Below are 12,125 nucleotides of genomic sequence, written 5' to 3' on the forward strand. Positions count from 1 at the left end.
GGGGGTCTGCCCGGACGATTCAATGCCGGCAAGGCCCCTTGTGCGATTTCCTGCGCGGCAACCGGCGCGCCCGTTCGGTGCTCAGTCCCTGGCCACCGCGACCAGCGCGGGGCGCAGCAGGCGGTCGTTCAACACGTAGCCCTTCTGCAGCACGTTGACCACGGTGCCCGGCGCCTGGCCCGGCGCCTCGACCATGCTCACGGCATGATGGCGCTCCGGATCCAGCGGCTGGCCCAGCGGATCGACCTGGGACATGCCATGGTTCTCGGCTACCTTGAGCAACGCCTTCAGGGTGAGGCCGAGGCCCTCGCGGATCGAGGCCACGTCGCCGCCCTCGATGGTCAGTCCGCTTTCCAGCCCGTCGTACACCGGCAGCAGTTCGCCCAGCAGCTTCTCGTTGGCGAAGCGACGGGCCTGCTCCAGGTCCCGATGCAGGCGGCGGCGCTGGTTCTCCAGCTCGGCCTTTTCGCGCAGCACGGTCTCGCGCAACTCGGCATTGCTCGCCTCCAGTTCGGCCACGCGCGCCTGCAGCTTCTCCATCTCGATGGTCGACTCGGCGGGCTGGCCCCGGACCGGCGCCTCACCCGGCGACTGCGGATCGTTGTTCTGCATGCATCACTCCAAAAGGAAAGTTCATGGCCGGCAGCGAGTCCGACCGTCCAGATTTGCCAAAAAAACCGCCTCCCGCTGCGGTTATAGGGTCGTGGCGGCGCGATTCAAGGCGTCGCTGAGCAATCCGGCGGTGGCCTGCACCACCGGGATCACCCGCTCGTAGGCCATCCGTGTCGGGCCGATCACGCCGACCGCGCCGAGTACGCGCCCCTGCGCGCCGTAGCTGGCGGTGACCACGCTGCAGCCGTCGAGCGCGGTGAAGCCGGATTCCTCACCGATGAACAGCCGCACGCCCGGCGCCCGGGCGCAGACTTCCATCAGCTGCAGCAGCTCGTTCTTCTGCTGGAACGCCTCGAACAGTTCGCGCAGGCGCTGCAGGTCGGCCAGCTCGGAGTAGCCCATCAGGTTGGTCTGCCCGCTGACCAGCACATCCGGGCCGCTCGGGCCACTGGCCGGCGGCGCGAACGAGGCCGTGGCCAGCTCCACCGTGCTGGCTAGCAGCTGGTTCAGCTCGCTGCCGGTCTTGCGCACCTCGGCCAGCAGGCCGGCGCGGATGTCGTCCACGCGCAGGCCGGCAAAGTGGCTGTTCAGATAGTTCGCCGCCTGCTCCAGCTCGCGGCCGTCCAGCGGCCGGGCCAGCTGCACGATGCGGTTCTGCACCTGGTTGTCGCTGAACACCAGGATCACCAGCACCCGCGCATCCGGCAGCGCCACGAAGTCGATGTGCCGCAGCGGGAAATCGGCCTGGCGCGGCACCGTGACCACGCCGGCGAAATGGGTCATCGCCGACAGCAGGGTCGACACGTTGCCGAGCAGATCGCGCGTGGTGGTCGGCCCCGGCGGCAGCTCGCGCTGCAGGCGGGCCATCTCCGCACGCGGCAGCGGCTGCAGCTCGATCAGGCTGTCGACGAACAGGCGCAGGCCGCGCGGCGTGGGCACCCGCCCCGCCGAAGTGTGCGGCGAGGCGACCAGGCCGGCGTCCTCGAGGTCGGCCATGATGTTGCGGATCGTGGCCGGGCTGACGTCCAGGCCGGACGAACGCGACAGCGTACGCGAGCCGACCGGCTCGCCATCGACCAGGTACTGGGCGATCAGCGTGCGCAACAGGCGGCGGGCGCGGGCGTCGAGGTCGTGGCCATGCGGATTGATCATGCGTCTGTAGCGATCCTTGAGACCTGACAGAAATAAGGTCTGCGCGCGCGGCTTGCAAGTGGAACGTGCCCTGCGTGCACGGCCACGGGCTCCCGCTACAATCCGGTCATCCCACCATCCGCCTGCCCATGCTCACTTCGCTCTACGTCCGCCATTTTGCCGTTGTCGAAGCCGCCGAGGTCGCGTTCGGCCCCGGCCTGACCGTGGTCAGCGGCGAAACCGGCGCCGGCAAGTCGCTGCTGGTCGACGCGCTGATGCTGCTGGCTGGCGCCCGCGCCGACAGCGGCATGGTGCGTGCCGGCAGCGACCGCGCCGAGCTGGCCGCCGAATTCGACCTGGCCGAACTGCCGGAAGCGCGCCAGTGGCTGCGGCGCGAGGAACTGGACGAGGACGGCGGCTGCCAGCTGCGCCGGGTGATCCGTGCCGAAGGCAGCTCCAAGGCCTGGATCAACGGTCGCCCCGCCAACGCCCGCCAGTTGGGCGAACTGGCCGCCCTGCTGGTCGAGATCCACGGCCAGCACGAGCACCAGGCGCTGCTGTCGCGCCCGCACCAGCTGGCCCTGCTGGATGCCTACGCCGGCCACGACGATTTGCTGGCGCGGGTGCGCGACAGCGCCGTGCAGTGGCGCGAGCTCGGCGCGCGCATGCGCAAGCTCAGCGGCGGCGACGATCGCGACCGGCGCATCGAGATGCTGCGCCACGAGCTCGGCGAGCTGGAGCAATGGGCGCTGCCGCCGGCCGAACTGGACGAACTGGAGGCCAGCCACAAGCGCCTCGCCAACGCCGGCCGGCTGGCCGAGGGCACGGCCGGCGTGGTCGAGCTGCTCGACGGCGACAGCGAATTCGCGCTGCGCCGTGCACTCGGCCGCGCCCACGCCGAACTGGGCAAGCTCGCGGCGATCGACGGCAAGCTGGCCCCGCTGCTGGAGCTGCTCGACAACGCCGGCATCGAACTCGGCGAAGCCGCCGACGGCCTGGTGCGCTATGCGCAGGATGTCGATCTCGACCCGGAGCGCTATGCGGAAGTGGACCAGCATCTGGCGCGCCTCCACGAACTCTCGCGCCGGCACCGGCTGCCTCTGGCTGAACTGCACGACCGGCTCGACGCCCTGCGCCTCGAACTGGGCGAACTCGAAGGTGCCGGCGATGCGCTGGAAAAGCTCGCTGCGCAGCGCCAGCGCCTGCAGCACGATTACACGGCCGCGGCGACGCAGCTGAGCGAGGCCCGCGCCGACGCCGCTGCCCGGCTCGGCGAAGAGGTGAGCGCGCTGATGGCCGAGCTGGGCATGGCCGGCGGCGTGCTGCGCATCGAACTGGAGGCGGCCGGCGGCGACGAGCCGGATCCACAGGGCCGCGAACGCTGCGAGCTGCTGGTCAGCGCCAACCCGGGCCAACCGCCGCGGCTGCTGCGCAAGGTGGCCTCCGGTGGCGAACTGGCGCGCATCAGCCTGGCGATCGAGGTGGCCACCCTGGGCAAGGACACCGTCGGCTGCATGATCTTCGACGAGGTCGACACCGGCATCGGCGGCGCGGTCGCCGAAGTGGTCGGCCAGAAGCTGCGGGCGCTGGGCGCCAGGCGCCAGGTGCTGTGCGTCACCCACCTGCCGCAGGTGGCGGCGCAGGGCCACGCGCATCTCAAGGTCAGCAAGCACAGCGACGGCGATTCCACCCGCACGCGGATCGAACGGCTCGATGCCGGCGGTCGCCGCGACGAACTGGCCCGCATGCTGGGCGGCGTGGAGATCACCCGCGAGACGCGGGCGCACGCGAAACAGATGCTGGATCGGGCGCAGACCGCCTGAGTGCGGCGAACCGCCCGGCCCGATCAGCCCGCCGACGCCAGCATCCCGCGCTCGCTCGCCATCCGGTACAGGTCCAGTTCCGAACCTGCGGCCAGCTTGCCCATCAGGCTGGCGCGGTGGATGTACACGGTTTTCTGGCCGATGCCCAGCTCCGCCGCCACCTGCTTCGGCGTGCGGCCGCCGGCCAGCAGCAGGAACACCTCGCGCTCGCGCGCCGTCAGCCGGTTGATCGGATCCAGCGCCGCATTCGGCCGCTCGGCGCGGCGCTGGCGCAGGTCGGAGCTGAGGAAACACTCGCCCTGCATCACCGCGCGCAGGCCGGCCACCAGTTCTTCCGGCGCCACGCCCTTGGTCACGTAGCCGCTGGCGCCGCGGCGCAGCGCCTCGGACACGTACGGCTCGCCGTCGTGCATGCTCAACACCACCACATGCGTCTGCGCATGCACGCTGAGCAGGTGCTCGATCAGCGGCAACCCGCTGCCGTCGGGCAGGGACAGATCCAGCGCCACGAGATCGGGGCGCCAGTGGTTGACCGCTTCCACCGCGTCATCGGCGCTGCGGCACTCGGCCACCACATCGAGGTCCGCCTCCATCTCGATCAGCCGCTTGAAGCCCTCGCGGACGATGGCATGGTCGTCGACCAGAACAATGCTGTACATCCCGCTACTTTACACAGGGATTCCGTTCCGCGCCCGACATCCCCGCCGACACGGAAAGCGGACACCCCGGCGGATCGCGCATGTACCATCCGCGCATGCGCCTGAACCCCCTCCGCCTGCCCGATTCCGGTCCCCTGCTCGCCGTCGGCTACCTGCTGCTGTGGCTGCTGCTGTGGCCGACCGTGCAGCCTTACTGGATGTTGCCCTACGGCCTGCGCTTCGGCGCCCTGCTGCTCACCCCGGTGCGCTGCTGGGGCTGGCTGCTCGGTGCGGAACTGACCGCAACCGCCGGCATCAGCCTGGCCCATGGGCTGCCCCAGGGCTGGGCCGGCTTCGCCCTCGGCGAGCTGCCCGAGCCGCTGGTGATGGCCGCCGCGCTATGGCCGTTGCGGCGGCTCGACCTGCACGCCAGCCTGCACACTCCGCAGGACGTGACCCGGCTGCTGCTTTCGGCGGTGCTGGTGGTGACGGCGACCACCGTCGTCGACGCCGCCCTGCTGGCCCTGGTCAGCACGCCGGGTTCGCCGGACCTGATGGTACGTGTACTCGGCGAGGAACTGCTCAGCCATTACCTGGGCATCCTGCTGGTCGTCCCGCTGATGATCATGTTGCTGCGCACCCGGGTGGAACAACGGGCCCTGGCCGGCCTGCTCGTGGACGGCGTGCTGGTGATGCTGCCGTCGATGGTGATCCTGCTGGTGCTGTCCGAACGGGCCGCGCCGCAACCGCAATTTGCCCGGGTGCTGTCGCTCGCGCCGGTGCTGTTCTTCGCGTTCCGTCACGGCTGGCGCGGCGCCAGCCTGGCCATGCTCATCACCAGCCTCGGCATGACCCTGGCCGACCAGCACCTGGGCCACGCGCCATCGACGGCCGCGGCCTACCTGTTCCTGGCCGTGGCGGGAACCGGTGCGCTGATGCTCGGCTCCGCCACCGACGCCCTGCGCCGAAGCAGTGAACGGGTCGCCGAGCAGAACGTCTACCTTGGCGCGGTCAACCGCCGGCTCGACCAACTCGCCCATCAGCTGCGCGATGCCGCCCGCGGCAACCTGCAGGCGGATGAGAACCAGCGCCGGCACCTGGCGGCGGAGCTGCATGACGAACTGGGGCAGAACATCACCGCGATCCAGACCCACGTGAAACTGGCCCAGGCCCGCCTGTACCAGGCCGGCATGGAAGACATCAGCACCTCGATCAATGCCATCCTGGCCCACATGCGGCGCGCGCTGCACCGCCTGCTGGACGACCTGCGCCCCGCCGTACTGGACGAGTTCGGGCTGCTGCGCGCGCTCGACGAAGGCCCGATCCGCGATCTGCTGAACGCCGCCGGCATGGTCTATCGCACCGAATTGCACGGCGACCCGCGCCTGCTCGACGACGACACCCGCACCGCGATCTACCGACTGGCCCAGGAAAGCGCGACCAATGCCGTCAAGCACGCCAAGGCCAGCGAGTTCCGGCTGCGCCTGCGGATCGGCGAGCGCCAGGGCATTGCGGTGGCCATGCTCGACCTGCGCGATGACGGTACCGGCCTGCCTAGCCGGCTACCCCGCGGGGGGCGCGGCCTGCAGGGGATGCGCGACCGGGTCACCTCGCTCGGCGGCCAGTTCCGCCTGCGCCCCTCGCCTGCCGGTGTGCACTTGCGGATTTTGCTGCGCAGCAACAGCCGACCGGAAGGTCATCGGCAACCCTAGGAATTTTTCCGATACCGGAAAAGTGAAGGGCTCGTTAGGATGGCCTATCGATGTGGGGGAGCCACCATCGCAAGATGGTGGATCAGGGTCTCCGTGGGGACGGGGCCCCTGAAAAACGGCAGGAAGCCGTTTCGCCGCTACCTGGCGAGGAACACGGGCATACGCGAGCCATTCGCCTATGCCGACCGACAGGTAGGGGAGCAAGCCGCGGGCGGACAGGAGTCCTCCCCGCGGCTTTTTTCATGCGCGCCACCCGGTGCGCACCGCCATGCCGGACGATGCGCGGCTCAGCTCTTGCGCTGACGATGCTTCGGCCGGACGTACAACACCAGGCTGTGATCCTCGATCACATAACCGTGCCGTGCGGCGATCTCGTGCTGCAGGCGCTCGATCTCCTCACTGACGAACTCGATCACTTTCCCGCTGTCCACATCGATCATGTGGTCGTGGTGCTTGCCGCGATCGAGTTCATAGACGGCCTGGCCGCCTTCGAAGTTGTGCTTGACGACGATGCCTGCCGCCTCGAACTGGATCAGCACGCGGTACACCGTAGCCAGGCCGATGTCTTCCTGGTGGGCAAGCAGCTTCTTGTAGACATCCTCAGCGGTGAGGTGATGTCCCTCCTCCTCGTCGAAGATCTGCAGGATGCGCATCCGCGGATGGGTCACCTTGAGGCCGACCCGGCGCAGCTCTTTGGTTTCCTGTTCCATAGATCCACTCCCCGCACACGGCGTTTTCAGGCCGGTAGTGTATCATCCGACACCTTCACGATCCGGACGCAACACGCATGCAAAAGCTGATCACCCTGCTGGTTTTCGCCGTGCTGGCGCTCTCCATCACCGGCTGTCACCTCGTCTACACGCCCGATGTGCAGCAAGGCAACCTGCTCGACAAGAAAACGGTGGATCAGCTCAAGCCCGGCATGACCAAGCATCAGGTGCTGGTGCTGATGGGCACCCCCTCGGTCAGCACGCCGTTCGAGCAGAGCCGCTGGGATTACGTCTCCACCCAGTCCCACCGCGGCGGCCCCATCAAAGTGCGCACGTTCACGCTGACCTTCAACAACGACACGCTGGTGCACACCGAAGGCGATTTCTTCGCGCAGGATGCCCAGCAGTTGGTCAAGGACAGCAAGAAGTACAGCGCCGGCTATCCGGCCACCGAGACCAAGGGCGACAAGAGCACGTCCCCGGACGACAAGAAGAACGACGGCGGCTTCGGTCAGGGTAGCCAGGACGGCCACTGATCGGACACCGGATGCGGCGCCGCCGCGACGTTCAGCGGGCGCGGCGGCGGCGCGCTTCCATCGGATCGAGCATGAGCGGGCGGTAGACCTCGATCCGATCGCCCTGCCGCACGATCCGGTCCGGCGGCACCTTGCGCGCGAAGATGCCCAGGCGTGACGGGTCGATCGCCCCGCCCGGAACCACCGCGGCCAAACCCGCGGCGTCGATCGCCTGCATCACCGTGCTGCCTTCGGCCAGTTCGATCTGGCGTACGACCGGGCGCCCGGTCCCGGCGTAGACCACCTCGACGCGGATCGTGCGCTCAGCCATGGATGCGCTCGGCCTCGCGGCAGAAATCGTCCACCATGCGCCCGGCCAGCCCCTGGAAACCCAGCTTCAAGGCACCGCCGCCGAGCCGGCCGGCGTAATCGAAATCCAGCGCGAACGCGACCTTGCAGCCGGCATCGCCCAGCGCGATGAAATCCCACACGCCCTCTAGGCTGCGGAACGGACCGTCGACCAGATCCATCTGCAGGCGCCGCGGCGGGTCGACCGTGTTGCGCGTGGTGAAACTCTGGTGGAACCCGGCAAACTTGAGATCCAGCCGCGCCACCAACACGTTGTCCCGGCGATCGAGGACCGCGGCACCGGCGCACCAGGAGAAGCGCTTTGGGTATGCTTCCACATCATTGACCAGGTCGAACATCTGCGCCGGCGAATGCTTCACCAGTGCACTGCGACGAATTTCGATCACGGCGACCTCGGCGATTCCTGCATTCATCCGTGAATGCGAAGATCAAAAAGCATCCATCAATGGATGCACTCGGTGGTTTCTGCATTCATCCATGAATGCGAAGATCAAAAAGCATCCATCCGTGGATGCACTCTCAATAGACGCCGCCCTTTGATGGGGCTGGCAGGCAAAGTGGCCGCCCAGTGCCGCGAAGTTTAGCGGACATGGCCAAGGCAAAGGACAAGGACAACAAGGGCAGCGGCACCATTGCGCTCAACAAGCGCGCGCGTTTCGAGTACCACATCGACCAGCGCTTCGAGGCCGGCATCGCGCTGCAGGGTTGGGAGCTGAAGGCGCTGCGCGCGGGCCGGATCAACTTCGGCGACAGCTACGCAATCGTCCTGAAGAACGAGATCTTCCTGGTCGGCGCCTCGATCCCGCCGCTGATCAGCGCATCCACCCACGTCATCGCCGAGGACCGGCGCACCCGCAAACTGCTGCTGCATCGCAAGGAGATCGACCAGCTGGTCGGCGCGGTCGAGCGCAAGGGCTACACCCTGGTGCCCACCGCGATGTACTGGAAGGGCAACAAGGTGAAGGTCGAGATCGGGCTCGCCCGCGGCAAGCAGGAACACGACAAGCGCGACACCGAGAAGCAGCGCGACTGGCAGATCGAGAAACAGCGCACGATGCGCTCGCACAACCGCGCAACCTGATCCGCTGCGGCCACCAGTCCTGAAAAAAAACCCCCGATCGCTCGGGGGTTCTGTGTTGGTGGAGGTGGCGGGAGTCGAACCCGCGTCCGAAGGCGTTCAACGCCCGGATCTACATGCTTAGCTCATCGTTCGATCTCGTTCCGCGACAAGCACGATGGGCGAGGCGCACCGCGGAACCAGCCTGATTGATTTGACCTAGTACCGCCAGGCGGCAGTCTTCGGCGATCCCGTGATAATGACCCTACACCGACGAGCACGAGCACAAGTGGGTTCGGGGCTAGGCCTTAAGCGGCCAGAGCGTAGTTGTCGTCGTTGGCAACTATGAGTTTGCTGCTGGATTAACGAGGAAAGCTGCCCCCTCGGCATGCACCAGGTCATCTCACTACCCCCGTCGAAGCCAGGACACCCCCGGGGAAAACGATCTGACTGCGCCAGTATATGGGGGCGCGGATCGCAACGGCAATGCCGCATGCTGAAGGCGGCCCTATCGAATGCGCGCTGCGCAAACATTGACCAACGTCAAGCCGAGTGTTGTTAGGGCGTAAACGCAACGTCTATACTTGGTGACTTGCGTGCTCCCGTATCCGTCGCACTCGTGGGAATGATCTCGATGACTCGATTGCCATTGCTCGGCCTGACCGTGGCCACAGCCCTCTTCGCCGCCACCAGCGCCCATGCCGAAGGCGACAAGGCCGCCGGACGTGCACTGATCTACACCTGCGCCGGTTGCCACGGCGTGCCCGGTTACACCAACGCCTACCCGCAGTACCCGGTGCCGAAGATCGCCGGCCAGAACGAGCTCTACATCGTCAATGCGCTGCACGGCTACCAGAGTGGCGACCGCAAGCACCCGACCATGGATGCGCAGGCGCAGAGCCTGTCCGACACGGACATCCAGAACATCGCCGCCTATCTCTCCAGCCTCGCCAAGTAAGTTGCCAAGGATTCCCCGCATGAAACGTGTGCTTACCCTGCTTTCATTCGGCGTCGCGCTGGCGCTCGCCTCCACCTCGCTGCTGGCCAACGGCAATATCGAGAACGGCAAGCAGAAGGCCGCCACCTGCTTCGCCTGCCACGGCACCGACGGCAACTCGGTCGATCCGCAGTATCCGCGCCTCGCCGGCCAGTACAACCTCTACCTGCAGCGCGTGCTGCACGAGTACAAGGACGGCCAGCGCGACAACCCGATCATGAAGGGCATGGTGGCCACCTTGTCCGACCAGGACATCGAGGACGTTTCCGCGTACTTCTCCAGCCTGCCGAGCAAGCTCGACACGCTGAAGGGCCACGTCAGCGGCAGCAAATAAGTCCGTCGCAAACCGTACGCTCGCCAAGGCCCGCTCCCGCGGGCCTTGGTTTTTCACGCCGCTAGGCGATCGCCGACTTGCCTTCGGCCTTGCTGTAGTACGGCTTCTTGCCACCGGAATGATCGGTGGCGTCGCGCACCGCGGTGACCTCGGGCACCCGTTCGCGCAAGGTCTTCTCCACGCCCTGCTTCAGCGTCACGTCGACCATGCCGCAGCCGTGACAGCCGCCGCCGAACTGCAGCAGCACCGCGCCGTCGGCATCGATCTCCAGCAGGCTGACCCGGCCGCCGTGCGAGGCCAGCTTCGGATTGATTTCCGCTTCCAGCACGTAGCGCACGCGCTCGATCAGCCCGGCTTCGACGCCGGGCACGTCACCCTTGATCTTCGGCGCACGGATATTCAGCTGGCCGCCGGTGGCATTGGGTTCGAAGTCGATGCTGGCCTGGTCCAGCCAGCTGGCGCTGTCGCCATCGACATGGAAATCGAAGCCGGCGCATTCGATCGTCCATTCCCCGCCGGCAAGATCCTCCTGCTCGCAGAACTCCAGCTCGCAGTTGGCCGCCGGCGTCCCCGGTGAGGTCACCCGCAGGCGAATGCCCAGCCCGTCGATGCCCTGCTGGGAAAGAAGCCGCAGGAAATGCTGCTGCGCGCGCTCGGAAATCTCGATCATGCCTGCTCCACTCTCGCCATTGACGGGTGCCGGCGAACCTCGCCGTTGAATCAGCACCATTTTAGTCCTGTTTTGAAAACGATGCGCGCTTTGACTTTTTCACGCGCAACTTCGACGCTTCGCATCCGACTTTCAGCCCACAGGGAGCTCCCATGAACGCCAACGACCTGGCCAACCGGCATTGCCAGCCGCGCAAGGGCAAGGAACACGCGCTGGATGCCGCACAGGTGGCCGAACTGCTGCTGCAGCTGCCGCCAGGCTGGCAACTGCGCGGTAATGGCGCGGCGATCGCCAAGGATTTCCGCTTCGCCGACTTCCGCCACACGCTGGGCTTCATCAATGCGGTGGGCTTCATGGCCAACCAGGAGGATCACCATCCGGATCTCGAGGCCGGCTACGGCCACTGCCAGGTGCTCTGGTCGACCCACGACGTGGGCGGCCTGTCGCTGAACGACTTCATTTGCGCGGCACGGGTCGAAGCCCTGCTGGCGCGCTGATCAGAAGTCGGTGCGCGACTTCTCCTGCATCCATACCAGCCGTTTGCCTTTCACTGCCAGCACGTCGAGGAAATCCTTGAGGTCGTCGGGCAGCGGCGCGGAAAAGCTGTAGGAACGCCCGTCCAGGTCGAAACTCATGTGCGAGGCATGCAGGAACATCCGGTTCAGGCCCATCTCGCGGTAGCGTTTGTTCATCTCCCGATCGCCGTATTTCGGGTCGCCGGCCAGCGGATGGCCGATATGCGCCGCATGCACGCGGATCTGGTGGGTGCGGCCGGTACCCAGCGTGGCCTGCATCAGGCGGGCGCTGGGGTACTGCTCCATCTCGCGGAAAAACGTCAGCGACGGCTTGCCGTTGTCGGACACCCGTACCATCCGCTCGCCGCCCTGCATCACCGATTTCAGCAACGGCGCGTTGACGTCGAACTTCGCCTTGGAAGGGTGGCCGAGCATCAGGCACAGGTACTGCTTGGTGACTTCGCCGGCGCGGATCGCCGCCTGCAGCCCGGTCAGCCCGGCCCGGGTTCGGGCGAACACCAGCACGCCGCTGGTGTCGCGGTCCAGCCGGTGCACCAATTCCAGGTGCTCCTGCGGGCGGGCCGCACGCAACAGTTCGATCGCGCCGTGGCTCACCCCGCTGCCGCCGTGGCTGGCCACGCCGGCCGGCTTGTCGATCACCAGGAAATGCTTGTCCTCGAAAATGACCGCGTCGGCCACCTCCGCCACCTGGCCGGTCGGCGGCCCTTCCCGCTCCGGCCGTTCCGCCACCCGCACGGGAGGAATACGCAGGGTATCACCCTCGACGAGACGGGTGTCCGGCTTGGCCCGCTTGCCGTTCACGCGCACCTGGCCGGTACGCAAAAGCCGGTAAATCATGCTCTTGGGCACGCCTTTAAGCAGGGTCACCAGCGCATTGTCGATCCGCTGGCCGTCCCGCTCCGGGCCGATCTCGACTTGACGTACACCGTGAGGTGCGTCATGGGAAGTTGCCGTCTGCATTGAAAAAAACCTGATGAAATAGGATACTCGGCGGGCGCCACATTCTGCCCGCCGAAGTCTG

At 66.9% G+C, this 12,125-nt stretch carries 15 protein-coding genes and 1 other RNA gene; 7 read left to right on the forward strand and 9 right to left on the reverse strand.

What is annotated here, in order from left to right:
* Positions 1 to 81: 81 nt before the first annotated feature.
* Together grpE and hrcA are read right to left on the reverse strand one after the other, a co-directional pair.
* Complete coding sequence (gene grpE, locus RHOFW104R8_RS00410; RefSeq protein WP_068090399.1) at positions 82 to 612, reverse strand: nucleotide exchange factor GrpE; 531 nt, start codon at positions 610 to 612, stop codon at positions 82 to 84.
* 81 nt (positions 613 to 693) lie between these two features.
* Positions 694 to 1,764: a heat-inducible transcriptional repressor HrcA gene (hrcA, locus tag RHOFW104R8_RS00415; protein WP_068090401.1), complete on the reverse strand. Its 1,071-nt coding sequence runs from the start codon at positions 1,762 to 1,764 to the stop codon at positions 694 to 696.
* A gap of 128 nt (positions 1,765 to 1,892) precedes the next feature.
* Between hrcA and recN the strand changes: the two genes are divergently transcribed.
* Positions 1,893 to 3,566, forward strand: a complete 1,674-nt coding sequence (recN, locus tag RHOFW104R8_RS00420) for a DNA repair protein RecN (protein WP_068090402.1) — start codon at positions 1,893 to 1,895, stop codon at positions 3,564 to 3,566.
* Between the two features lie 23 nt (positions 3,567 to 3,589).
* On the opposite strand, the gene RHOFW104R8_RS00425 is transcribed toward recN, so the two are convergent.
* A complete protein-coding gene (locus tag RHOFW104R8_RS00425; RefSeq protein ID WP_068090403.1) occupies positions 3,590 to 4,225 on the reverse strand; it encodes a response regulator transcription factor in 636 nt (211 codons plus the stop codon).
* A 95-nt stretch (positions 4,226 to 4,320) separates the two neighbouring features.
* Between RHOFW104R8_RS00425 and RHOFW104R8_RS00430 the strand changes: the two genes are divergently transcribed.
* The gene (locus tag RHOFW104R8_RS00430) at positions 4,321 to 5,916 is read left to right on the forward strand and encodes an MASE1 domain-containing protein (RefSeq protein ID WP_068090460.1); all 1,596 of its coding nucleotides are present in this window, start codon (positions 4,321 to 4,323) and stop codon (positions 5,914 to 5,916) included.
* 287 nt (positions 5,917 to 6,203) lie between these two features.
* On the opposite strand, the gene fur is transcribed toward RHOFW104R8_RS00430, so the two are convergent.
* A complete protein-coding gene (gene fur, locus RHOFW104R8_RS00435; RefSeq protein ID WP_068090404.1) occupies positions 6,204 to 6,626 on the reverse strand; it encodes a ferric iron uptake transcriptional regulator in 423 nt (140 codons plus the stop codon).
* 77 nt (positions 6,627 to 6,703) lie between these two features.
* Here fur and RHOFW104R8_RS00440 point away from each other — a divergent pair, with 77 nt between their 5' ends.
* On the forward strand, positions 6,704 to 7,162 hold the full coding sequence (locus RHOFW104R8_RS00440) for an outer membrane protein assembly factor BamE (RefSeq protein ID WP_068090405.1): 459 nt from the start codon (positions 6,704 to 6,706) through the stop codon (positions 7,160 to 7,162).
* 31 nt (positions 7,163 to 7,193) lie between these two features.
* On the opposite strand, the gene RHOFW104R8_RS00445 is transcribed toward RHOFW104R8_RS00440, so the two are convergent.
* On the reverse strand, positions 7,194 to 7,472 hold the full coding sequence (locus RHOFW104R8_RS00445) for an RnfH family protein (RefSeq protein ID WP_068090406.1): 279 nt from the start codon (positions 7,470 to 7,472) through the stop codon (positions 7,194 to 7,196).
* Complete coding sequence (locus RHOFW104R8_RS00450) at positions 7,465 to 7,896, reverse strand: type II toxin-antitoxin system RatA family toxin (RefSeq protein ID WP_082823472.1); 432 nt, start codon at positions 7,894 to 7,896, stop codon at positions 7,465 to 7,467. Before RHOFW104R8_RS00450 ends, RHOFW104R8_RS00445 begins: the two co-directional genes overlap by 8 nt.
* 203 nt (positions 7,897 to 8,099) lie before the next feature.
* Here RHOFW104R8_RS00450 and smpB point away from each other — a divergent pair, with 203 nt between their 5' ends.
* Positions 8,100 to 8,591: an SsrA-binding protein SmpB gene (gene smpB, locus RHOFW104R8_RS00455; protein ID WP_068090409.1), complete on the forward strand. Its 492-nt coding sequence runs from the start codon at positions 8,100 to 8,102 to the stop codon at positions 8,589 to 8,591.
* Positions 8,592 to 8,647: 56 nt separating this feature from the next.
* Here the strand turns inward: smpB and ssrA are convergent.
* Positions 8,648 to 9,001, reverse strand: a transfer-messenger RNA (tmRNA) gene (gene ssrA / locus RHOFW104R8_RS00460).
* Between the two features lie 200 nt (positions 9,002 to 9,201).
* Between ssrA and RHOFW104R8_RS00465 the strand changes: the two genes are divergently transcribed.
* Positions 9,202 to 9,525 carry a cytochrome c gene (locus RHOFW104R8_RS00465; RefSeq protein ID WP_068090462.1) on the forward strand — a complete coding sequence of 108 codons (324 nt, stop codon included), beginning with the start codon at positions 9,202 to 9,204 and terminating at the stop codon, positions 9,523 to 9,525.
* A gap of 19 nt (positions 9,526 to 9,544) precedes the next feature.
* The gene (locus RHOFW104R8_RS00470) at positions 9,545 to 9,898 is read left to right on the forward strand and encodes a cytochrome c (protein WP_068090411.1); all 354 of its coding nucleotides are present in this window, start codon (positions 9,545 to 9,547) and stop codon (positions 9,896 to 9,898) included.
* Positions 9,899 to 9,959: 61 nt separating this feature from the next.
* Here RHOFW104R8_RS00470 and RHOFW104R8_RS00475 read toward each other — a convergent pair whose 3' ends face one another.
* The gene (locus RHOFW104R8_RS00475; RefSeq protein WP_068090413.1) at positions 9,960 to 10,568 is read right to left on the reverse strand and encodes an NfuA family Fe-S biogenesis protein; all 609 of its coding nucleotides are present in this window, start codon (positions 10,566 to 10,568) and stop codon (positions 9,960 to 9,962) included.
* A 152-nt stretch (positions 10,569 to 10,720) separates the two neighbouring features.
* On the opposite strand from RHOFW104R8_RS00475, the gene RHOFW104R8_RS00480 reads away from it, so the two are divergent.
* A complete protein-coding gene (locus RHOFW104R8_RS00480) occupies positions 10,721 to 11,065 on the forward strand; it encodes a 4a-hydroxytetrahydrobiopterin dehydratase (protein WP_068090415.1) in 345 nt (114 codons plus the stop codon).
* On the opposite strand, the gene RHOFW104R8_RS00485 is transcribed toward RHOFW104R8_RS00480, so the two are convergent.
* Positions 11,066 to 12,064: an RluA family pseudouridine synthase gene (locus tag RHOFW104R8_RS00485; RefSeq protein ID WP_162840136.1), complete on the reverse strand. Its 999-nt coding sequence runs from the start codon at positions 12,062 to 12,064 to the stop codon at positions 11,066 to 11,068.
* Positions 12,065 to 12,125 lie beyond the last annotated feature (61 nt).

Origin of the sequence: Rhodanobacter sp. FW104-R8, assembly GCF_001617365.1 — a bacterium.
GTDB lineage: Bacteria > Pseudomonadota > Gammaproteobacteria > Xanthomonadales > Rhodanobacteraceae > Rhodanobacter.